The 19,315-nt window shown below is 67.2% G+C and carries 18 protein-coding genes and 3 tRNA genes; 14 read left to right on the top strand and 7 right to left on the bottom strand.

What is annotated here, in order from left to right; genetic code table 11:
• The first annotated feature begins 1 nt into the window (after position 1).
• The 3 genes from ACZ2IA_RS00105 (at position 2) to ACZ2IA_RS00095 (ending at position 2,424) form a co-directional block, all read left to right on the top strand.
• Entirely contained in the window at positions 2–757 is a 756-nt protein-coding gene (locus ACZ2IA_RS00105) for an NYN domain-containing protein (protein ID WP_470290519.1), read from the top strand.
• 140 nt (positions 758–897) lie between these two features.
• On the top strand, positions 898–1,932 hold the full coding sequence (gene ruvB, locus ACZ2IA_RS00100; protein WP_470290518.1) for a Holliday junction branch migration DNA helicase RuvB: 1,035 nt from the start codon (positions 898–900) through the stop codon (positions 1,930–1,932).
• Between the two features lie 90 nt (positions 1,933–2,022).
• Positions 2,023–2,424: a hypothetical protein gene (locus tag ACZ2IA_RS00095; protein WP_470290517.1), complete on the top strand. Its 402-nt coding sequence runs from the start codon at positions 2,023–2,025 to the stop codon at positions 2,422–2,424.
• A gap of 178 nt (positions 2,425–2,602) precedes the next feature.
• On the opposite strand, the gene proB is transcribed toward ACZ2IA_RS00095, so the two are convergent.
• The 3 genes from proB to ACZ2IA_RS00080 all read right to left on the bottom strand — a co-directional run bounded on the left by proB (position 2,603) and on the right by ACZ2IA_RS00080 (position 6,661).
• Positions 2,603–3,721: a glutamate 5-kinase gene (proB, locus tag ACZ2IA_RS00090; protein ID WP_470290516.1), complete on the bottom strand. Its 1,119-nt coding sequence runs from the start codon at positions 3,719–3,721 to the stop codon at positions 2,603–2,605.
• Positions 3,722–3,790: 69 nt separating this feature from the next.
• Entirely contained in the window at positions 3,791–5,242 is a 1,452-nt protein-coding gene (locus ACZ2IA_RS00085) for a cyclic-di-GMP receptor FimW-related protein (RefSeq protein ID WP_470290515.1), read from the bottom strand.
• Positions 5,243–5,314: 72 nt separating this feature from the next.
• The gene (locus ACZ2IA_RS00080; protein ID WP_470290514.1) at positions 5,315–6,661 is read right to left on the bottom strand and encodes an adenosylmethionine--8-amino-7-oxononanoate transaminase; all 1,347 of its coding nucleotides are present in this window, start codon (positions 6,659–6,661) and stop codon (positions 5,315–5,317) included.
• A 245-nt stretch (positions 6,662–6,906) separates the two neighbouring features.
• Between ACZ2IA_RS00080 and ACZ2IA_RS00075 the strand changes: the two genes are divergently transcribed.
• The 3 genes from ACZ2IA_RS00075 (at position 6,907) to ACZ2IA_RS00065 (ending at position 11,159) form a co-directional block, all read left to right on the top strand.
• Entirely contained in the window at positions 6,907–7,368 is a 462-nt protein-coding gene (locus ACZ2IA_RS00075; RefSeq protein WP_470290513.1) for a pilin, read from the top strand.
• A 70-nt stretch (positions 7,369–7,438) separates the two neighbouring features.
• Complete coding sequence (locus ACZ2IA_RS00070) at positions 7,439–9,274, top strand: PglL family O-oligosaccharyltransferase (RefSeq protein WP_470290512.1); 1,836 nt, start codon at positions 7,439–7,441, stop codon at positions 9,272–9,274.
• 82 nt (positions 9,275–9,356) lie between these two features.
• Entirely contained in the window at positions 9,357–11,159 is a 1,803-nt protein-coding gene (locus ACZ2IA_RS00065; protein ID WP_470290511.1) for a PglL family O-oligosaccharyltransferase, read from the top strand.
• Between the two features lie 78 nt (positions 11,160–11,237).
• On the opposite strand, the gene rpoH is transcribed toward ACZ2IA_RS00065, so the two are convergent.
• The 4 genes from rpoH to ftsY all read right to left on the bottom strand — a co-directional run bounded on the left by rpoH (position 11,238) and on the right by ftsY (position 15,014).
• Positions 11,238–12,092 carry an RNA polymerase sigma factor RpoH gene (rpoH, locus tag ACZ2IA_RS00060; RefSeq protein ID WP_470290510.1) on the bottom strand — a complete coding sequence of 285 codons (855 nt, stop codon included), beginning with the start codon at positions 12,090–12,092 and terminating at the stop codon, positions 11,238–11,240.
• A 130-nt stretch (positions 12,093–12,222) separates the two neighbouring features.
• Positions 12,223–13,131, bottom strand: a complete 909-nt coding sequence (ftsX, locus tag ACZ2IA_RS00055; protein ID WP_470290509.1) for a permease-like cell division protein FtsX — start codon at positions 13,129–13,131, stop codon at positions 12,223–12,225.
• On the bottom strand, positions 13,128–13,781 hold the full coding sequence (gene ftsE, locus ACZ2IA_RS00050) for a cell division ATP-binding protein FtsE (protein WP_470290508.1): 654 nt from the start codon (positions 13,779–13,781) through the stop codon (positions 13,128–13,130). Before ftsE ends, ftsX begins: the two co-directional genes overlap by 4 nt.
• A 63-nt stretch (positions 13,782–13,844) precedes the next feature.
• The gene (gene ftsY / locus ACZ2IA_RS00045; protein ID WP_470290507.1) at positions 13,845–15,014 is read right to left on the bottom strand and encodes a signal recognition particle-docking protein FtsY; all 1,170 of its coding nucleotides are present in this window, start codon (positions 15,012–15,014) and stop codon (positions 13,845–13,847) included.
• 73 nt (positions 15,015–15,087) lie between these two features.
• Here ftsY and ACZ2IA_RS00040 point away from each other — a divergent pair, with 73 nt between their 5' ends.
• The 8 genes from ACZ2IA_RS00040 to ACZ2IA_RS00005 all read left to right on the top strand — a co-directional run.
• On the top strand, positions 15,088–16,470 hold the full coding sequence (locus ACZ2IA_RS00040) for a M16 family metallopeptidase (protein WP_470290506.1): 1,383 nt from the start codon (positions 15,088–15,090) through the stop codon (positions 16,468–16,470).
• Positions 16,460–17,764 carry a M16 family metallopeptidase gene (locus ACZ2IA_RS00035; RefSeq protein WP_470290505.1) on the top strand — a complete coding sequence of 435 codons (1,305 nt, stop codon included), beginning with the start codon at positions 16,460–16,462 and terminating at the stop codon, positions 17,762–17,764. The genes ACZ2IA_RS00040 and ACZ2IA_RS00035 overlap by 11 nt, the downstream gene beginning before the upstream one ends.
• Positions 17,765–17,831: 67 nt before the next feature.
• Positions 17,832–18,401: a 16S rRNA (guanine(966)-N(2))-methyltransferase RsmD gene (gene rsmD / locus ACZ2IA_RS00030; protein ID WP_470290504.1), complete on the top strand. Its 570-nt coding sequence runs from the start codon at positions 17,832–17,834 to the stop codon at positions 18,399–18,401.
• A gap of 68 nt (positions 18,402–18,469) precedes the next feature.
• Positions 18,470–18,724, top strand: a complete 255-nt coding sequence (locus ACZ2IA_RS00025; RefSeq protein ID WP_470290503.1) for a YfhL family 4Fe-4S dicluster ferredoxin — start codon at positions 18,470–18,472, stop codon at positions 18,722–18,724.
• A 162-nt stretch (positions 18,725–18,886) separates the two neighbouring features.
• Positions 18,887–18,971: transfer RNA gene (locus ACZ2IA_RS00020), tRNA-Tyr, on the top strand.
• Between the two features lie 51 nt (positions 18,972–19,022).
• A tRNA-Gly gene (locus tag ACZ2IA_RS00015) sits at positions 19,023–19,096 on the top strand.
• A 19-nt stretch (positions 19,097–19,115) separates the two neighbouring features.
• Positions 19,116–19,190, top strand: a tRNA-Thr gene (locus ACZ2IA_RS00010).
• Between the two features lie 39 nt (positions 19,191–19,229).
• The coding region (locus tag ACZ2IA_RS00005) for a GTP-binding protein (protein WP_039555751.1) at positions 19,230–19,315 on the top strand (86 nt) is incomplete at its 3' end.

The following is a 19,315-nucleotide window of genomic DNA, read 5'->3' as shown; positions in this document are numbered from 1 at the left end:
GATGGCCAATGTCGCGGTACTGATCGACGCGGACAACGTGTCGCCGAACTGGATCGAAAACGTGCTGACCGAGGCGACCAAGCTCGGCTCGCTCGCGCTCAAACGCGTCTATGGCGACTTCAGCAAGCAGGACAAGACCTGGCGCGAGCTGTGCGCGCGGCAGGCGATCCAGCCGGTGCAGCAGTTTCCGAACACCAAGGGCAAGAACGCCTCGGACATCGCGATGGTGATCGACGCGATGGACCTGTTGCACTCCGGCCGCTACGAGAGCTTCTGCCTAGTGTCGAGCGACAGCGACTTCTCGCGGCTGGCGACCCGCTTGCGCGAGGACGGCGGCGACGTGTGGGGCTTCGGCGAGCTGAAGACCCCGGAAGCGTTCGTCAAGGCGTGCAGCAAGTTCGTCTACGTGGAAATCCTCGAGGCGGACGACGAGGAGGACGAGGAGGTGGGGGACGGTAGCCGCCCCGCCGTCGTCCACGCCGCTGGGCTGAAGTTGCCGATCGACCGGCAGCTGAAGGCGGCGCTGCGCGAGGCGGTCGTGACCGCGTCGGACGAGGAGGGCTGGGCGCAGCTCGGCGGCGTCGGCAGCCTGATCACCAAGCGGCTGCCGGACTTCGACTCGCGCAACTACGGCTACGCCAAGCTCTCCAGCCTGATCAAGGCGGTCGGCCTGTTCGAGGTGCTGATCCCGAGCGAAGGCAGCAACCGCTCGCCGCTGGTGCGGCTGAAGACGGCCAGGAACAAGAACGGCCAGTAAGGCGTCCAGAACAAAAAAACAGGGAGCGCTGGCTCCCTGTTTTTTTGCGTCCGTCGCTCAGGCCGGCTGCGCGGCAGAAACGGCCGGCAATGGGTATAGCGCAATGGTAAGATCGCCCCATTCCCATTCAGGCCCAAGCGATGATCGAAACCGATAACCTCATCGGCGGTGCACCGGAGCGGCGCATCGTCACCCAGCAAAGCCTGTCGGCGCAGGAAGAGGCGCTGGAACGCGCGTTGCGCCCGAAGGCGCTCGACGACTATGTCGGCCAGAAGAAGGCGCGCGAGCAGCTGGAAATCTTCATCGAGGCGGCGAAGAAGCGCGGCGAGGCGCTCGACCACGTGCTGCTGTTCGGCCCGCCTGGCCTCGGCAAGACCACGCTGGCGCACATCATCGCGCGCGAGCTCGGCGTCAACCTGCGCCAGACCTCCGGCCCGGTGCTGGAGCGCGCCGGCGACCTGGCGGCGCTGCTGACCAACCTCGAGCCGCACGACGTGCTGTTCATCGACGAGATCCACCGCCTGAGCCCGGTGGTCGAGGAAATCCTCTACCCGGCGCTGGAGGACTATCAGATCGACATCATGATCGGCGAGGGGCCGGCGGCGCGTTCGGTGAAGATCGACCTGCCGCCGTTCACGCTGGTCGGCGCGACGACACGCGCCGGCATGCTGACCAACCCGCTGCGCGACCGCTTCGGTATCGTCGCGCGGCTGGAGTTCTACAACGCCGAGGAACTGACCCGCATCGTCAGCCGTTCGGCCGGGCTGTTGAACGTGACGTTGGCCGAAGACGGCGCGTTCGAGGTCGCCAAGCGCTCGCGCGGCACGCCGCGGATCGCGAATCGATTGTTAAGAAGGGTGCGCGACTACGCCGAGGTGAAGTCGGACGGCACGGTGACCCGCGCGGTCGCCGACGCGGCGCTGGCGATGCTCGACGTCGACCACGCCGGCCTCGACGTGATGGACCGCAAGCTGCTGAGCGCGATCCTCGACAAGTTCGGCGGCGGCCCGGTCGGCCTCGACAACGTCGGCGCGGCGATCGGCGAGTCGACCGACACGATCGAGGACGTGATCGAACCGTATTTGATCCAGCAGGGCCTGCTGCAGCGCACCCCGCGCGGCCGGATGGCGACCGCGCTCGCCTACCAGCACTTCGGCCTGCCGCTCAAAGACTAGGCTCGCTGGCGCACCAAGCCTGTCGATGCCGCTGCGCTTTCGCGTACAATCGCCGCGAACCGTTCATCATTGTCCACACGAAGGGATTCCATGTTCTACGCCTTGCTGGGCGCCACGCTGGCCGTGGCGCTGCTCACGTCAATCGCCGTCGCGCGTTTCTTCGACTCCGCGGTCAACAAGATTCTGGCGCGCATCATCGGCAGCGACCTCGCCGACGCCTGGCGCAAGTACCTGAGCTTCGCGATCGTCGTGGTCGGCGTGCAGGGCGGGGTGCGGCTGTGGGAGCTGGAGAAGTACGTTACCGCCACCCGCGAGTCGGCGGCGCTGGAATTGAACGGCATGCGCTGGACGCTGGAGATCTACCGCACCTTCATCGACACGCTGCAGAGCATCGCCTGGGTGCTGCTGCTGTTCTTCCTGGCGGCGATGATCGCCTACGTGATCGTGCGCGCGATCGAGCTGAAGCACGAGCACCAGGACGACGGCCGCTGAGCCGCTCGCAAGGTCGGCAGGGCGCCCCACGGGGCGCCCTTTGTTTTGTCTGCGCTAGCCCGATCGGTGCTCGCTCGTGCCCCGGTCAACCGTTTGGCCGAAAACGAGTCGGGCCGCCCGATCGGGGCGGCCCGTATTGCATGATCAACGACGACGGCCGGCCGAACGGCGCGTCGGCTTACAGCGTCACCATATTGTCGCGGTGGATCAGCTCCGGCTCGACCAGGTAGCCGAGCGTCTCCTCCAGCGCGCGGGTCGGCTTCTTCATGATCAGCCGCGCCTCGTCCGAGCTGTAGTTGACGAGACCCCTGGCCACCTCGCGGCCGGCCTCGTCGACGCAGGCGACCGCCTCGCCGCGCAGGAAGTCGCCCTCGACGCCGATCACGCCGATCGGCAGCAGGCTGGTGTGCTTCTCGCGCACCGCCAAAGCGGCGCCGGCGTCGAGCACCAGCCGGCCGGTCAGCTTCAGATGGTCGGCCAGCCACTGCTTGCGCGCCGCCATCCGGGTGGTCGGCGCCACCAGCTGGGTGCCGATCCCCTCGCCGTCGGCGAGCCGCGACAGCACGCTGGTCTCGCGGCCGCTGGCGATCACCGTCGCCGCGCCGCTCCTCGCCGCGCGCTTGGCGGCGACGATCTTGGTGTACATGCCGCCGGTGCCGACGCTGGAGCCGGCGCCGCCGGCCATCTCTTCCAGCGCCGGGTCGCCGGCCTCGGCCTCGTGCACGAACTGGGCGTCCGGGTGCTTGCGCGGGTCGGCGGTGTAGAGGCCCTGCTGGTCAGTGAGGATCACCAGCGCGTCGGCCTCGATCAGGTTGGTGACCAGCGCGCCCAAGGTGTCGTTGTCGCCGAAGCGGATCTCGTCGGTCACCACCGTGTCGTTCTCGTTGATGATCGGCACGACGTTCAGCGCCAACAGCGCGGTCAGCGTCGAGCGGGCGTTCAGGTAGCGGGTACGGTCGGCCAGGTCCTCGTGGGTCAGCAGCACCTGCGCGGTCTTCAGGCCGTGCTCGCGGAACGCGGTCTCGTACGCTTGCGCCAGGCCCATCTGGCCGACCGCGGCGGCGGCCTGCAACTCGTGTACCGCCTTCGGGCGGCGGCTCCAGCCGAGGCGCTGGCAGCCCTCGGCGATCGCGCCGCTCGAGACCAGCACCACCTCCTTGCCGCGCCGCTTCAGTTCGGCGATCTCGGCCGCCCAGCGCGCCAGCGCACCCAGGTCGAGTCCCTTGCCGTCGTTGGTGACGAGACTGGAACCGACTTTGACGACCAGACGGGAGGCGGTGTGGATGACGGAGTGCATGGGGTGGCGCCGGAAGAATAGGTTAACGGCAAAGTATACGGCGCTCGCCGTTCCGGCAAAAGAGCGGGTTCAATGCTCGTTGAACGGCAGGTATTCGACCAACTGGTAGAGCGGCGTTTGCTGCGCCAGCCGCGACAGCCTGAGCCGCGTCTCGCCGTGGCGGTTGCGCAGCCGGCACTCGAGCAGCCGGGCGAACGGCCGGCCGGGCAAGAGCAGCTGCGGCTGGCGGTTGTGCAGCGGCAGCGGCGGCAGCGCCAGCGCCAGCATGAACGCGTGAGCAGGGCCGCTTTGCAGCAGCACCGGCGCGGCGTCGGCGCTGAGCCGCTCCACCCCGCAGTTGAGCACGCTGCCGTCCTGATGGACGGTGACCCAGCGCACCAGACCGAGCTGCCAGGTGGCGGCCTCGTACAGCGAGCGGCACAGCAATAGCTCCCCCTCGTGCAGCACCAAGCCGTGCGGCTCACCGTGCAGCGTGAAGCCGGTCTGACTGTGGCTCTGTTCGATCATCACGATCGCCGGGGCCGGCGGTGGCGGCGGGTCGACCTGGGCGTTCGGCCAACGTTGGCCGGCCAGCACGAACCAGATCGGTGTCAGGCCGCTGTGGATCAGCAGCGGTTGCTGTTGCAATTCGCGCGGTGGCGGACGGTGACTGGGCACGGTCCACTCGGCCAGCACCAGCCGCAGCAATTCCTGCGGGTCGACGCCGTCGACCGGGGCCGGGCGGCTCGCCTGCAGCCGGTCGCGCAGCCGCGCCTGCAGCAGGCCGAATTCCAGGCGCAACCACGGCCCGTTTGGCGCGCCGTGGTGGAACTGCGGCGGCGCGTCGGCCTCCAGCGCCAGGTAGTAGGCGCTGCCGCCGTGGCCGGCCTGACCGGCGTCGCGCAGTTCCAACTCGACGGCGTGCTCGAGCAGGTGAGGCGCCAGCCAGTCGAACTGGGCGCCGGTCAGCCGGCCGGCCGGCAGCAGGCCGAGCAGCAGCAGTTCGCGGTACAGCGTGCCGAGCGCCGGCTCGTGGCCGGGCAGGAACTCCCAATCCTGCCGCCGCAGCAGCGTGAACAGCTCGTGGCAGCGCTGCCAGAGGCCAGGCGGCAGCGCGCTGTGCTGGCGTGTCGCCAGCTCGACCAGCTGCCGCGCCGCCAGCAGGCTGTCGCCGGCGGCGTCGAGTGCGGCTTGCGGGTGGCCGGTATCGAGTTGCTGGGTGAGGCAGTGGCGGTAGCCGGTGAATAGCGCTTCGTAGAGTGCGACCTGCAGGGTGACCGCCTGGCGCGACACCGGTGCGGCGAGCAGGGCGGGGCGGCGCGCGTCGACGGCGGTCTGGAACAGGCCCAGCAGCGCGCGCCGGTTGGCGGCGGGCAGCCGACTGTGGTTGAGCGTGGCAATGGCCTCCAGGATGGCCAGCGCCGCGCTCAGCGCCGGAGCGGCGGGTAGGTCGGTCAGCCATTGGGCGACGCGTTCCGGGCGTATCGCGTCCTTCGACGGCGTCTGGTCCAGTGGCGGAAGGGTCAGCAAGTGGGAGGGCAACGCCGGTCCTGTCGGTTCGATGGTGGCATGACTGTGGCTTTAATCCTAGTCAGCGGGTCAGCGCTCTGCCAGTCAGGGCAACGCCGGGCTGGAGGCTCCTCCTTGGCCGCCGGCGAGGCGATCCAGTTCGGCCAACACCGCGTCAGCCAGCTGCTGCATCTGCGCGTCGTCGATGATGTACGGCGGCATCAGGTAGACGGTCTTGCCGATCGGGCGCAACAGGCAGCCGCGCGAGAGCATTCCGGCGAAGAATGCCTGCGCGAAGTCACCGCGCTCGGTCGCGACGTCGAACGCCCAGATCATGCCGACGTGGCGGAACTGGCGTACCGCTGGGTGCTCGGCGACCGGGAGCAGGATTTCGCCGAAACGCGCGGCCTTCTCCCTGTTGGCCGAAAGCACATTGTCCCGTTCGAACAGGTCGAGCACCGCCAGCGCCGCCGCGCAGGCGAGCGCGTTGCCGGTGTAACTGTGCGAATGCAGGAAGCCGCGCGTCACGTCGTCGTCATAGAACGCGGCGTAGACGCTATCGGTGGTCAGCACGCACGACAGCGGCAGGAAGCCGCCGGTGATGCCCTTGGACAGGCAGAGGAAGTCCGGGCGGATGCCGGCCTGCTCGCAGGCGAACAGCGTGCCGGTGCGGCCGAAGCCGACCGCGATCTCGTCGGCGATCAGGTGCACCCGGTAGCGGTCGCACAGCTCGCGCGCCAGGGTGAGATAGAGCGGGTCATACATCACCATGCCGGCCGCGCCCTGCACCAACGGTTCGACGATCAGCGCGGCGATCTCGCCGTGGTGTTTCTTCAGCAGGTTTTCCAGCGCGGTGGCGGCACGGCGCGCCACGTCGGCGGCGGTTTCGCCGGCTGCCGCCAAACGGGCGTCCGGACTCGGCACGCGCAGGCCGGTCTTCAGCAGCGGTGCGTAGGTGTCGGAGAACAGCGGCACGTCGGTCACCGCCAGCGCGCCGACTGTCTCGCCGTGATAGCTGCCCTCCAGGCTGACGAAGCGGCGCTTGGCCGGCTCGCCGACGTTCTGCCAGTAGTGGAAGCTCATCTTCAGCGCGATCTCGGTCGCCGACGCGCCGTCCGAGCCGTAGAAGGCGTGGCCGAGGCCGGACAGCGCGGCGAGCCGCTCCGACAGCTCCACCACCGGCCGGTGGGTGAAGCCGGCCAGCATCACGTGCTCGAGCGAGTCGAGCTGCGCCTTGATCGCGGCCTTGATCGCCAGGTGGCCGTGGCCGAACAGGTTCACCCACCACGAGCTGACGCCGTCGAGGTAGGACTTGCCTTCGAAGTCGGTCAAGTACAGGCCGTCGGCCGACGCGATCGGGATCAGCGGCAGCGTCTCGTGGCGCTTCATCTGGGTGCAGGGGTGCCAGACCGCGGCGCGGCTGCGGGCGAGCCAGTCCTGGTTGTGCGACATCGGGAGTCCTCGTTCGGCTAATCGATCGCGCCATTGTGACACGAGCGTCCACCCGGCCGCGCTATCACCTGCACGGCAATGCTGTCACCATGCGCTACGTGTCGCTGGGCCGGAGAAGGCTGACTCATCGCCCGCCGGGCTCGGCCTTATCCACCCGCCAGCTGTAAATGATATTGACATGTTTTTACAAGAGGCCTTACCGTAGCGGTCGCTTCGAAACCTATCTTTCTCTGGAGGCAGTAGTCATGGCTAAATCCATGCAGCAGGGTTTCACCCTGATCGAGCTGATGATCGTGATTGCGATCGTGGGCATTCTGGCGGCGATCGCGATTCCGCAGTACCAGGACTACACCGCGCGTGCCAAGGTGACCGAGGCGCTGCAGGTGTTGAGCGCGGCTAAGACTTCGGTGTCTGAGTATGCAATGACCAATAACAAGATGCCTGCAGATAAAGCAACGGCTGGAATCCTCGACGCATCTTCGACCTATGTGAGCAAGGTTGATTACAACCCGGGCACCAACAATGACGGCATTATTACGGTCACTCTTGCCAGTGCGGTTGGTTCTGCTATCTCTGCGACTGCTGATACGTTCTCGCTAGTAGGGCACCTAGCTAGTGGTGTCGTCACTTGGACTTGCCGCGCTGGTGATAGTGCAAGCGCGAATCCGGCTCCTAGCAAGTATTTGCCCGCCAACTGCCGCGGCTAAGCGCCTGTAGCCAGCTTCTTCCTCGATAGGGTGCTGAGATCAGCACCCTATCGTCTTTCCGGACGCTCCTTTGCGACTCACTACCCTTGCGCTGTACGGGCTGCTGTCGGCGTTGCTGCTGCCCTTGCTCAACCCCTGGCGTTTTTCCCCCTTGGCCGACTGGTGGACGCAGGCCGGTGCCGTCGCGCTGATCGGCCTGGCGACCCTGTTGTTTGCCTGCCGGCGTGGCACCGGCAATGACTCGCCGTTGCGGCTCCCCAGTATTGTCGCCTTTGCCATTCCCTTGGCCCTCTCCCCGCTGTTGGTGGCCCAGTGGGGGCAACGGGTCTACCCCGGCGAGGCGCTCCTGACCTCCGCCGCACTGCTGTTCGCGACGCTGGCCGGTGCGCTGGCGTTTAAGTTGGCCGAAACGCTCGGTCGGGAAACAGTGCTCGACGCGCTGGCCGCGGTCCTGCTGTTGGGCGCCTTGCTGCAGGCGCTGATCGGCGCGGCGCAGGTGTTCGGCCTCGCGCCGCTGGCGCACGGCTGGCTGGTGTTCGACGCGGCCAACCCGGCCGGCAGCGTGATCGGCAATATCGGCCAGCGCAACCTGTTCGCCCATTACCTCGGCTGGGGGCTGGTCGCCGCCTGCTACCTGCACGCGCGCGGCCGGCTGCGCTGGCTGATGCTGCCGCCGCTCTGCCTGCTGCTGGCACTGTTGATGGCGTGGAGCGGGGCGCGGCTGGTGCTGGCGTACGGCGTGGCGCTCGGCCTGCTGACGCTGCTCTGGCGCGCCCGCAACGGCGGCGACGCGACGCTCAAGGCATTTGCCCGCGCGGCGGCGGTCGCGACGCTGGCGATCGCGGTCACCCAGCTGTTCGTGCACCAGATCGACGCGATGCTGGCCGCGCTCGGCCTGCCGGTGCGGCTCGGCAGCGGCGCCGACCGGCTGCTCGACGGCGGCTTCGGCGCGCGGCGCTGGATCGAGTGGCAGAAGGCCTGGCAGGTGTTTCTGGCGCATCCGCTGCTCGGCACCGGCTGGGGCGGTTTCGGCTACGACAGCGTCTGGCTCGAGGCGTTCGGCGGTTACACCAAGGTACCGGAGAGCTGGTTGTTCGCGCACAGCCACAATCTGATCGCGCAGCTGTTGGCCGAAACCGGCCTGCTCGGCACGCTGCTGGCATCGCTGGGACTCGGCGGGTGCCTGCTGCCGTACTTCCGCCGCGATGCGGCGAGCGCCGACAACCTGCTGCTGCTGACCTTGGCGGCGATCACGCTCAGCCATTCGCTGCTCGAGTACCCGCTCTGGTACCTGCCGTTCCTGACCGGGCTGATGATCGTGCTGGCGCTGTCGCCGGCGCGACCCTTGCAACTGGCGGTTCGGCCAACCTTACGCCGGCTGCTGCTCGTCGCGCTCGGCGTGGCCGCTCTGGGGTACGCGATCAGCGGCGGCTCGCAGTTCTGGGCACTGGTCGACTGGCAGCAGCCGAGCCGCGACGCCCGCGTCAATGCCAGCCGGATTGTCGAGCTCGGCGCGCTCGGCCGTCACCCCTTGTGGAGTTACGACGCCGACCTGACGCTGGCGAGCTACCTGGAGCCGAGCCCCGAGCTGCTGCCGCTGAAGCTGGCACTGCTCGAGCGCTTGGCCGCCTACCGGCCGTACCCGAACCTGCTGCTGAAGCTGGCGGTGCTGCGCGCCTACCGGGGCGATGCGGCGCGGGCGCACGAGGCCTTGCTGATGGCACTGGCGAGCTACCCGGACTACGCGCCGGGTTTTGCCGTGCTGCTCAAACCGTTGCCGGGCAGCCAGTTGCTGCCACTCAAACAGTTGGCCGAACAGGCGGCGGCGCGCTACCGCCACGACGGCGCCCGGGCGATGGTCGAACGGCTGGCGCCGCCGGGCGTGGCGCGGCCACTGCCACAGTAAACCCTGTCTCGAGGCCGCCGCAGTTCGTGTTGCGGCCGCCTTGCGGTATCCTTCGCGTTTTGCTCTATTCCCGTTCTTCGCCATGTCCATCCAACGTGTTGCCACCCCGCTGGCGCTGACCAGCTGGTGCCTGATCGCCGCGCTGCCGTTCCTGTCGCGCCTCCATTACGTCCCGCTGCCGCAATGGTTCGGCGAGGCGATCGTGGTGTGGCTCGCGCTGCTCGCCTGGCTGTTCCTGCTGCCGGGCGGCGCGCTGCCGGCCCGGCTGCCGCGGGTCAGCGTCTGGATGCTGGTGCTGGCGGCGGTCTGGGTGGTACAGCCGTGGTTCGTCGACATCCTGTTCCCGGGATTGAACTGGGCGACCTCGCTGTGCTTCGCCGCCTTGGTGCTGCTCGGCTACGTCGCCGCGGCGCTGCGCGAGCGGCACGGCAGCGTGTCGCTGACGGTTTGGCTGGCCTGGGGGCTGCTGTTCGGCGCGCTGGCGCAGTCGCTGATCGGCTTCTGCCAGGTGACCGGCTTGGCCGGACACATGGGCGGGGTGCTGTTCTACGACTCGAGCCACCCGACCACCAATGTGTTCGGCCATATCGGCCAGCGCAACCAGTACGCGCATTACCTGGCGTGGGGGACGCTCGCGACCGCGTACCTCGCCTGCGAGCGCCGGCTGAAGCCCTGGCTGGCGGTGCTGACGGTGCTGTGGCTGGCGCTGTCGATCGGCTGGGCCGCTTCGCGTACCGTGCTCTTATACGCGGTGGCGATGGTGCTGATCGGCTGGGTCTGGCACTGGCGGGTGCGCGAGCCGGCGTCACGGCGCATCGGCCTCGCGTTCACCGGTGTCGCGGTCGCGATCATCGCCGGCCAGTTCGTGCTGCCGCTCGCCAACCACCTGATATCGCTGTTCACCCACAGCCAGGTCGAGGTGGCGAGCGGTGTCGAGCGGCTCGCCGCCAACGGCGACGGCATGGGCGCGCGCCGCTTCGTCGAGTGGCACAAGGCCTGGATCGTGTTCCAGGCGCAGCCGTGGTTCGGCACCGGCTGGTCGCAGTTCGGCACGCAGAGCGTGCTGTTGCAGATGCGCCCGGAGTTCGCCGACGCGGCGTTCAACAGCGGGCTGTTCACCAACGCGCACAACCTGGTGCTGCAGCTGTTGGCCGAAGTCGGCCTGCTCGGCACGCTGGTCACGCTCGGCGGCTTCGTCTGGGCGCTGTGGCCGTACTTCAGCCGCCCGGCGCGGCCGGAAGGCGCGTTGCCGCTGGCGATGCTGGCGGTGACGCTGCTGCACAGCCTGCTCGAATACCCGCTCTGGTACCTGTACTTCCTGGCGGTGCTGGTGATGGCGGTGGCGCTGGCGCCGCCGCCGGAAGCGCTGCGCCGCGGTTGGCTCTGGCCGTTCGGCAGCGCGGTGCTGGCGGTGGTGCTGACCGTGCTGTCGGTGCAGGGCTATCACCGCTACTGGGAGCTGGTCGGCCTGTACACGCCGTACGACAACGCCAAGCGCGACGCACCGCGGATCGCCCGGCTCGCCGACATCGTCGAGCATGAGCCGCTGTACGCCTTCCACGCGCTCAGCACGCTCGACAACTACCTCGACGCCACGCCGGACAATCTGGCGCAGAAGCGCCGCTGGGTGAACCTGTTGGCGGCGTCGCGCCCGTACCCGGACGTGCTGCTGAAGAAGGCCAAGCTCGAGGTGCTGGCCGGCGACAACCGCCGCGCCGAAGAGACACTCGGCCAGGCGCTGGCGTCGTTCCCGACCTACGCGCAGAGCTTCCTCGACGACCTGGACGACCAGCCGCAGTACGCCGGGCTGCGCCGCGTCGCCCAGGCCGGCTACGACCGCCTGCCGGCGCGCTACAAGAGCGCCAGCGCCGGCAGCGACGAGTGAATCTTGGCCGGGTTAGCCGGCCGCAGCAAAACAAACAGCCCGCATCTGCGGGCTGTTTTCATGGGGAGGTCGAATCGCTCAGGCGACTTCGGCGGCGAGCGTCGTCTTCATCTTGGTCAGCGCCTTCGCCTCGATCTGGCGGATCCGCTCGGCCGACACGCCGAACTCGGCGGCCAGTTCGTGCAGCGTCGCGCCGCTGTCGTCGGCCAGCCAGCGCGCCTCGATGATGCGGCGGCTGCGCGGATCGAGCGCTTCCAGCGCCTCGCGCAGGCCGTCGCTCTGCAGCCGGTCGAACGCGCGCTTCTCCAGCTGACGGGTCGGCTCGTGGTCGTGGTCGGCCAGCCAGTCGATCGGCGCGAACGCCTCGTCGTCGTCGCTGTCGGCCACCAGGGCGATGTCCTGACCGGTCAGGCGGGTCTCCATTTCCAGTACTTCTTCGCGCTTCACGCCAAGATCGTCGGCGATCTGCTGCGCTTCATGGTCGGTCAGCGCGGCGAAGCTCTTCTTCATGCTGCGCAGGTTGAAGAACAGCTTGCGCTGCGGCTTGGTGGTCGCGACGCGCACCAGGCGCCAGTTGCGCAGGATGAATTCGTGGATTTCCGCCTTGATCCAGTGCACCGCGAACGAGAACAGCCGCACGCCGCGGGTCGGCTCGAAGCGTTTCACCGCCTTCATCAGGCCGATATTGCCTTCCTGGATCAGGTCGGCTTGCGGCAGGCCGTAACCGGCGTAGCCGCGGGCAATCGATACCACCACGCGCAGGTGGGACAGCACGAGCTTTTTGGCCGCTTCCAGATCCTCGGAGCGGTGGAAGCGTGTCGCCAGCTCGTTTTCCTCTTCGGGCGTCAGCATCGGGATGCTGTTCACCGTCTGGATGTACTGCTCCAGACTGCCGTTGGTCGAAGGGACGGGCAGAGCGATAGTAGCTGTCATAGGTTGGCATTCCTCCTTGGGCATGGACCGTATCTTAGCACTCGACGTTCGCGAGTGCCAAACGGCGCCGGTCCGGTCGCCGTTGGAATTTTTCAATGATATCAATAGCCTGATTCAATGCGGCTTCGGGCTAGCTGGCGCTGACCCGGCGCAGATGGTGATCGGCCGCCAGCCGGGCGCCCAGCGTGGCGAGCAGCGCCGCACCAGCCAATACCAAAGCCAGTTCGAGTGGGGCCAGGCCGCGAAGTTCCACCCGCTCGTTGTAGAGCCGTGCGAATTCGGCGATCGCCGGGTTGGCGGTGGCGATCAGCCAGCTGGTCAGCCCCCACGCCACCAGGCCGGCCAACAGGCCCTGCCACAGCGCGTGATACAGGAACGGCCGGCGGATGAAGCTGTCGGTCGCGCCGATCAGTTTCGACACCTCGATCTCGTCGCGGCGCGCCAGGATCTGCATCCGGATGGTGTTGTGCGTGATCAGCACCAGCGCCACGCTCAGCGCCAGCGCCAGGAACACCGTCAGCTGCTTGCCCAGCTCGACCATGCCGTACAGCCGCTTCGCCCAGTTGGCGTCGAACTGCGCCTCTTCCACCATCGGCAGGCCGGACAGCTCCTTCTGCAGCAGCTCCAGCTGCTTCGGCTCCAGCGTCGCCGGGGTGACGACGAACGCGTCCGGCAGCGGATTGCCGCCGAGCCCATCGGTCAGCCCGGCCATGCCATTGCGCTTTTCCAGGTCGGTGAGCGCCTGCTTCTTGCTGACGAAGGTGTAGCCCTTCACCCGCGGATGGGTCTTCAGCGCGCTGCCGACCGCGGCGATATCCGCTTGCTCGGCGCTTTGCTCCATGAACAGCGTGACTTGCGGCGTCGCGGTCAGCTTGCCGACCCAGTCCTGGACGCTCATCACCGTCAGGTACAGCGACAAGGGCAGCGCCATCGCCACCGACAGCATCGCCAGGGACAGCAGACTGCCGACCGGTTGGCGCAGGATCTTGGCGAGCGCGGTGCGCGCGCTCTGCCAGTGCAAGAACAGGTAGTGTTTCATGCGGCGAACTGTCCTTCCTTCAGACGCAGGATGCGGCGGCCATAGTCTTCCATCAGCGTCTCGTCGTGCGCCGAGATCAGCACGGTGACGCCGACCTGGTGGAAGGACTTGAACAATTCCATGATGTCGAGCGCGTAGGCGCGGTCGAGGTTGGCCGAAGGCTCGTCGGCGATCAGGATCGCCGGGCGGTGCACCACCGCGCGGGCGATGCACAGCCGCTGCTGCTCGCCGCCGGACAGGCGGATCGGCATCACCTTTTCCTTGCCCAATAGGCCGACCTTGTCGAGCGCGGCGCGCACCCGGCGGCCGGCCTCGCGGCGGTCGAAGCCGATGATGTCGAGCGGCAGCATCACATTGTCGAACACATTGCGGTCGAACAGGATCTTGTGGTCCTGGAACACCACGCCGATGTGCTGGCGCACGAACGGCAGCTGGCTGCCGCGCAGTTTGGACAGGTTGTGGCCGCTGACCATCACGTTGCCGGCGGTGGCGCGCTCGAGACCGGAGATCAGCTTCAGCAGCGTCGACTTGCCGGCGCCGGAGTGGCCGGCGAGAAACACCATCTCGCCGGTCTCGATGCCGAAGCTGAGATTTTTCAGCGCCTCGACGCCGCCCGGGTAACGCTTGGTGACCTGGTCGAACTGGATCATGCGAGACGGTTCCCCTTGCTTGGCGGCGGGCGAGCCGCCCGCCGCCACTGGTCAATTGATGAATCAGTCGATCAGCGCGTCGACATAGTCGCGGGCGCTGAACGGGCGCAGGTCGTCGATGCTCTCGCCGACGCCGATGAAGCGCAGCGGGATCGGCCGCTGCTTGGCGATCGCCGCGATCACGCCGCCCTTGGCGGTGCCGTCGAGCTTGGTCAGGACCAGGCCGGTCAGGCCGAGCGCCTCGTCGAACACCTTCACCTGGTTCAGCGCGTTCTGGCCGATATTGGCGTCGAGCACCAGCACGATCTCGTGCGGCGCGTCCGGCAGCGCCTTCTGGATCACCCGCTTCACCTTCTTGATCTCTTCCATCAGGTGCAGCTGGGTCGGCAGCCGGCCGGCGGTGTCGGCCAGCACGATGTCGATGCCGCGCGCCTCGGCGGCCTTGATCGCGTCGAAGCACACCGCCGCCGCGTCGCCGCCCTGCTGGGTGATCACCGTGATGTTGTTGCGATCGCCCCAGGCGACCAGCTGCTCGCGCGCCGCGGCGCGGAAGGTGTCGCCGGCCGCCAGCAGCACCGATTTGCCCTGGTCCTGGAAGTACTTGGCCAGCTTGCCGATCGAGGTGGTCTTGCCGGCGCCGTTCACGCCCGTCATCATGATGACATAGGGCTTGTGGCCGGATACGTCGAGCGGCTTCTCCAGCGGGCCGATCAGCTCGGTCAGCGACTCCTTCAGCGCGCCCTTCAGCTCGCTGCCGTCCTTCAGGCCGCGCAGCGACACCCGGTCACGCACGTCTTTCAACAGGTGCATGGTGGCGTCGACGCCCATGTCGGCGGTCAAGAGCACGGTTTCCAGCTCTTCGTACAGGTCTTCGTCGATCTTGCCGCCGCCGAACACGCCGGCCAGCGACTTGCCGAGCTTGTCGCGGGTCTTGGACAGGCCGGCCTTCAGCCGCTCGGTCCAGCTGAGCTTCTTGTTCGGCGCGGGCAGGTGCTCGAGCGGTTCCTCATCCTGTCCGGGCGCTTCGGCGACCGGTGTCGGAGGGGCGGCGTCCGGCAAGATAATAGGGGTGGCGTCGACAACGGCCGGCGATTCGACGACCGCCGTCTCGACGGCGGGTGCGACCGGCTCGTGGGTGGTCGAAACCGCGGCCGTCGGCTCGGTCACGACCAGCGGGGTTTCGGTGGCCGGCGGGGCCGGCGGCGGGGACTTCTTCTTGAAGAAACTAAACATGTCTCGCTAAGGTCAACACGACTCGTCGAAAATACCCGGATTGTAACGTCAAAACAGGATCAGGACAGCGATCATGCCGTATCCCTTGTTTGTGCAGCGTTGTGTGGCGGCCGCCGTGCTGGCGCTCGCCCCGCTGATGGCGCTGGCCGACCACCCGGTCGAAGCCACGCTAGCCAACGGTCTCAAGATCGTCGTCAAGCGCGACGCGCGTGCGCCGGTGGCGGTGTCGCAGCTGTGGTACCGGGTCGGCAGCCTCGACGAGGTAAACGGTCGCACCGGCCTGTCGCACCTGCTCGAGCACATGATGTTCAAGGGTACGCCCTCGGTGCCGGCCGGCGAGTTCTCGCACCGCATCGCCGCCGCCGGCGGCAGGGACAACGCCTTCACCAGCCGCGACTACACCGTCTACTATCAGTTGTTGGCGGCCAACAGCCTGCCCTTGGCGCTGACGCTGGAGGCCGACCGGATGCACAACCTCGACTTCAAGGACGCCGCGTTCCAGAGCGAGCTCGAGGTGGTCAAGGAGGAGCGGCGCTTGCGCACCGACGACCAGCCGAGCGGCGTGTTGTTCGAAAACCTCTACGCCAGCGCCTTCGTCGCCAGCCCGGAGCGGGTGCCGGTGATCGGCTGGATGGACGATATCAAGAACATGCAGCCGGACGACCTGCGCCAGTGGTACCGGCAGTGGTACGCACCGAACAACGCCACGCTGGTGGTGGTCGGCGATGTCGATCCGCAGGCGGTGATCGCCGAGGCGAGGCAGCGCTTCGGCAGGCTCGCCGCCCAGCCGCTGCCTGAGCGCCGGCCGCAGCAGGAGCCGCAACAGCTCGGCATCCGCCGCGTCACCGTCAAGGCGCCGTCCGAGCTGCCGTACCTGGCGATGGCGTGGAAGGCGCCGCGCCTGCAGCAGGTCGACGATCGCGATCCCTATACCTTATATATGTTGTCGGCGCTGCTGGCCGGGCAGGGCGCGTCGCGGCTGCCGCGCAAGCTGGTGCGCGAGGCGCGCATCGCCAACAACGTCAGCACCGGCTATGAGCTGCTCGGCCGCGGCGGCGGGCTGTTCAGCGTGGTGGCGATGCCGGCGGCCGGACACAGCGTCGCCGAGCTGGAGCAGGGCATCCGCCAGGAGATCGCCCGCATTGCCCGCGACGGCGTCGGCGAAGGCGAGCTGGCGCGGGTGCGCCACCAGATCGACGCCAGCCGGGTGTTCCGGAAGGACTCGATGCAGGAGCAGGCGATGCAGATCGGTACGCTGGAGAGCCTGGGCTTCTCCTGGCGCGACGAGGAGGCGATGGATCGGCGCCTCATGCAGGTCAGTTCGGCCGACGTGCGCGCCGCCGCGCGGAGCCTGATCGACGACAATCTGACCGTGGTGACGCTGCAGCCCTTGCCGACCAAGAACAAACCGACCCCGGCCGTCGAGCTGCCGCAAGGAGGCGACCATGTCCGTTAAGCCCTACGCCGTGGCGCTGACCGTGTTGCTGTGCAGCGGGCTTGCGCAGGCCGTCGAGATCCAGCACTGGCAGCAGCCCAGCGGCGCGCAGGTGTACTTCGTCGAGTCGCACGACAACCCGATCCTCGACGTGCGCGTCGACTTCGACGCCGGCAACCGTCGCGACAGCAAGCCGGGCGTGTCCGATCTGACCGCCGGTATGCTCGAAAACGGCAGCGCCGGCCGCGACGAGGAGGCGATCCGCACCGCCACCGCCGACCTGGCGATCGCCATCGGCGGCTTCGCCGACGAGGAGCGCGCCGGCCTGACGCTGCGCACGCTGTCCCGCCCCGCCACCCGCGAGCCGGCGCTGGCGCTGTTCGCCGACATCTTGGCCAAGCCGACCTTTCCGGCCGCAGTGCTGGAGCGCGAGAAGCGCCGCACCATCGATGGCCTGAAGCAGCGGGAGAGTAACCCGGGCTTTCTCGCCGATCGTGCGCTCGGCCGTTTGCTCTATCCGGATCATCCGTACGGCAGCGAATTCCGCCTCGGCGCCGCCGGCATCGCCGCGATCCAGCGTGCCGACCTCGTGGCGTTCTGGAGGGTCCACTACCAGCCGCGCTACGCGGTGGTATCGATTGTCGGTGACGTCGACCGGGCCGGCGCCGAAGGGTTGGCCGAACGACTGCTCGTTGGGCTGAAGAGCCAGGGCCCGGCGCTGCCGGCGATCCCGGCGGTGCCGCCGGCCAAGCCCGGCGTGGTACGCGAGGCCAGTCCGGCCAGTCAGGCGCACATCCGCCTCGGCACGCCGCTGATCACCCGCGACGATCCGGACTACTTCGCGCTGGTGGTCGGCAACTATGTGCTCGGCAGCGGCGGCTTCGATGCCCGGCTGATGAAGGAGGTGCGCGTCAAGCGAGGGCTGACCTACGGAGTGTCGAGCAACCTGATGCCGATGGAGCAGGCCGGGCCGTTCGCGATTTCGCTGTCGACCCGCAAGGCGCAGGCCGAACAGGCGCTCGAGGTGGCGCGCGACACGCTGGCGCGCTTCGTCGACGAAGGCCCAACCGAGGCGGAGCTGGACCAGGCCAAGGCCAACATCATCGGCGGCTTCCCGCTGCGCTTCGACAGCAACCGCAAGCTGCTCGGCTACCTGGCGGTGATCGGCGCCTACCACCTGCCGCTCGACTATCTCGAACGCTACCCGCGCGCGGTGGCGGCGCTCACCCCGGCACGGGTGCGCGAAGCCTGGCGGCGCCGCGTCCACCCCGACGCGTTGTCGACGGTTGTCATCGGCGCAACAGCCCAGCCGTAAACGCGCGTTGATCAAGGCAAGCGCAGGGCAATCGGGGTAAACTCTGCGCTTTTTGCAAAGGACCGCCATGTCGGCAAACCGTAACCGGGTGCGCATCATCGCCGGTCGCTACCGGCGGCGCCTGTTGTCGTTCCCCGACGCCGACGGTCTGCGGCCGACCCCCGACCGGGTTCGCGAAACGCTGTTCAACTGGCTCGGCCAGGAGCTCGACGGCCTGACTTGCCTCGACTTGTTCGCCGGCAGCGGCGCGCTCGGCTTCGAGGCGGCCTCGCGCGGCGCGCGGCGCGTGGTCATGGTGGAAAAGGCGCGTGCGCCGCTGATGGCGCTGAAGGCCAATCGCCAGGAGCTGGGCGCCGACGAAATCGACGTGGTCGCGATGGACTCCTTGATGTACCTGAAAAGCTGCCGCGACCGGTTCGACCTGATCCTGCTCGATCCGCCGTTCGACGCCGACCTGCTGCCGCTCCTGTTGCCACTGGTTCGGCCAAGGTTGGCCGAAGCGGGCTATCTCTATATAGAAGGGCGCTCGCTGCCGGATTTGTCTGACTGGCAGGTCGAACGCCAGGGCAAGGCCGGGGTGGTGCACTACGCGCTGCTGCGTGCGGCCGCCCACGACATCCCCGATCTAACCATATAGCGGGGAATGCTTGCAGCCCCTGGGGCGGGGTGCCAAAATTTGCCCATTGAATACTTGAGGAAATTACTATGTCTTTGATGATCACCGACGAATGCATCAACTGCGACGTGTGCGAGCCGGAATGCCCGAACAGCGCGATCTCGCAGGGCGAGGAAATCTATGAGATCGACCCGAACCTCTGTACCCAGTGCGTCGGCCACTACGACGAGCCGCAGTGTCAGCAGGTCTGTCCGGTCGATTGCATCCCGCTCGATCCGAGCAACCCGGAGACGCAGGAGCAACTGCAGCAGAAATACCTGATCATCACCGGGCAAGCCGCCTGATTTGCTGTTAGATAACCTAAGTATTTGATTCAAAATGCAACGCCCCAATGTCATGAAACGACATCGGGGCGTTGTCCGTTTTGGCTCGAAAAAAGATGCAGTTTTTTTCAAAAAAGCTGTTGACGGCCAAAAGGGTGATCTATATTATTCGGGTCTCTTTCAGGGGGGATTCCCGAGCGGTCAAAGGGATCAGACTGTAAATCTGACGGCTCAGCCTTCGAAGGTTCGAATCCTTCTCCCCCCACCAGATTATTTAGCGTTTGGGTGGCATGTGGTAAGTCGCCCGAGATCGTGAGAGGCGGGTGTAGCTCAATGGTAGAGCAGAAGCCTTCCAAGCTTACGACGAGGGTTCGATTCCCTTCACCCGCTCCAAACGTAGTGTCAGTTTAGGGCCCATGTAGCTCAGGGGTAGAGCACTCCCTTGGTAAGGGAGAGGTCGGCAGTTCAATTCTGCCCATGGGCACCATCGCTTAACTTTGGTTTTCAGATTCAGGGGAAATTTGCCATGGCTAAGGAAAAGTTCGAGCGGACGAAACCGCACGTAAACGTTGGCACCATCGGTCACGTGGACCATGGTAAGACCACTCTGAC

Source organism: Crenobacter sp. CS_VA4, from assembly GCF_055597485.1.
The sequence above is the reverse complement of the archived record's forward strand: the minus strand, read 5'-3'. Positions and strand labels throughout refer to the sequence as shown.

What these genes read in the sequence shown, in the direction of transcription:
- ftsX (WP_470290509.1), bottom strand. Translation starts at nt 13,131, where the DNA reads ATGAAACACTACCTGTTCTTGCACTGGCAGAGCGCGCGCACCGCGCTC.
- ACZ2IA_RS00105 (WP_470290519.1), top strand. Translation starts at nt 2, where the DNA reads ATGGCCAATGTCGCGGTACTGATCGACGCGGACAACGTGTCGCCGAAC.
- ruvB (WP_470290518.1), top strand. Translation starts at nt 898, where the DNA reads ATGATCGAAACCGATAACCTCATCGGCGGTGCACCGGAGCGGCGCATC.
- ACZ2IA_RS00080 (WP_470290514.1), bottom strand. Translation starts at nt 6,661, where the DNA reads ATGTCGCACAACCAGGACTGGCTCGCCCGCAGCCGCGCCGCGGTCTGG.
- rpoH (WP_470290510.1), bottom strand. Translation starts at nt 12,092, where the DNA reads ATGACAGCTACTATCGCTCTGCCCGTCCCTTCGACCAACGGCAGTCTG.
- ACZ2IA_RS00025 (WP_470290503.1), top strand. Translation starts at nt 18,470, where the DNA reads ATGTCTTTGATGATCACCGACGAATGCATCAACTGCGACGTGTGCGAG.
- proB (WP_470290516.1), bottom strand. Translation starts at nt 3,721, where the DNA reads ATGCACTCCGTCATCCACACCGCCTCCCGTCTGGTCGTCAAAGTCGGT.
- ftsE (WP_470290508.1), bottom strand. Translation starts at nt 13,781, where the DNA reads ATGATCCAGTTCGACCAGGTCACCAAGCGTTACCCGGGCGGCGTCGAG.
- ftsY (WP_470290507.1), bottom strand. Translation starts at nt 15,014, where the DNA reads ATGTTTAGTTTCTTCAAGAAGAAGTCCCCGCCGCCGGCCCCGCCGGCC.
- ACZ2IA_RS00040 (WP_470290506.1), top strand. Translation starts at nt 15,088, where the DNA reads ATGCCGTATCCCTTGTTTGTGCAGCGTTGTGTGGCGGCCGCCGTGCTG.
- ACZ2IA_RS00035 (WP_470290505.1), top strand. Translation starts at nt 16,460, where the DNA reads ATGTCCGTTAAGCCCTACGCCGTGGCGCTGACCGTGTTGCTGTGCAGC.
- rsmD (WP_470290504.1), top strand. Translation starts at nt 17,832, where the DNA reads ATGTCGGCAAACCGTAACCGGGTGCGCATCATCGCCGGTCGCTACCGG.
- ACZ2IA_RS00095 (WP_470290517.1), top strand. Translation starts at nt 2,023, where the DNA reads ATGTTCTACGCCTTGCTGGGCGCCACGCTGGCCGTGGCGCTGCTCACG.
- ACZ2IA_RS00065 (WP_470290511.1), top strand. Translation starts at nt 9,357, where the DNA reads ATGTCCATCCAACGTGTTGCCACCCCGCTGGCGCTGACCAGCTGGTGC.
- ACZ2IA_RS00075 (WP_470290513.1), top strand. Translation starts at nt 6,907, where the DNA reads ATGGCTAAATCCATGCAGCAGGGTTTCACCCTGATCGAGCTGATGATC.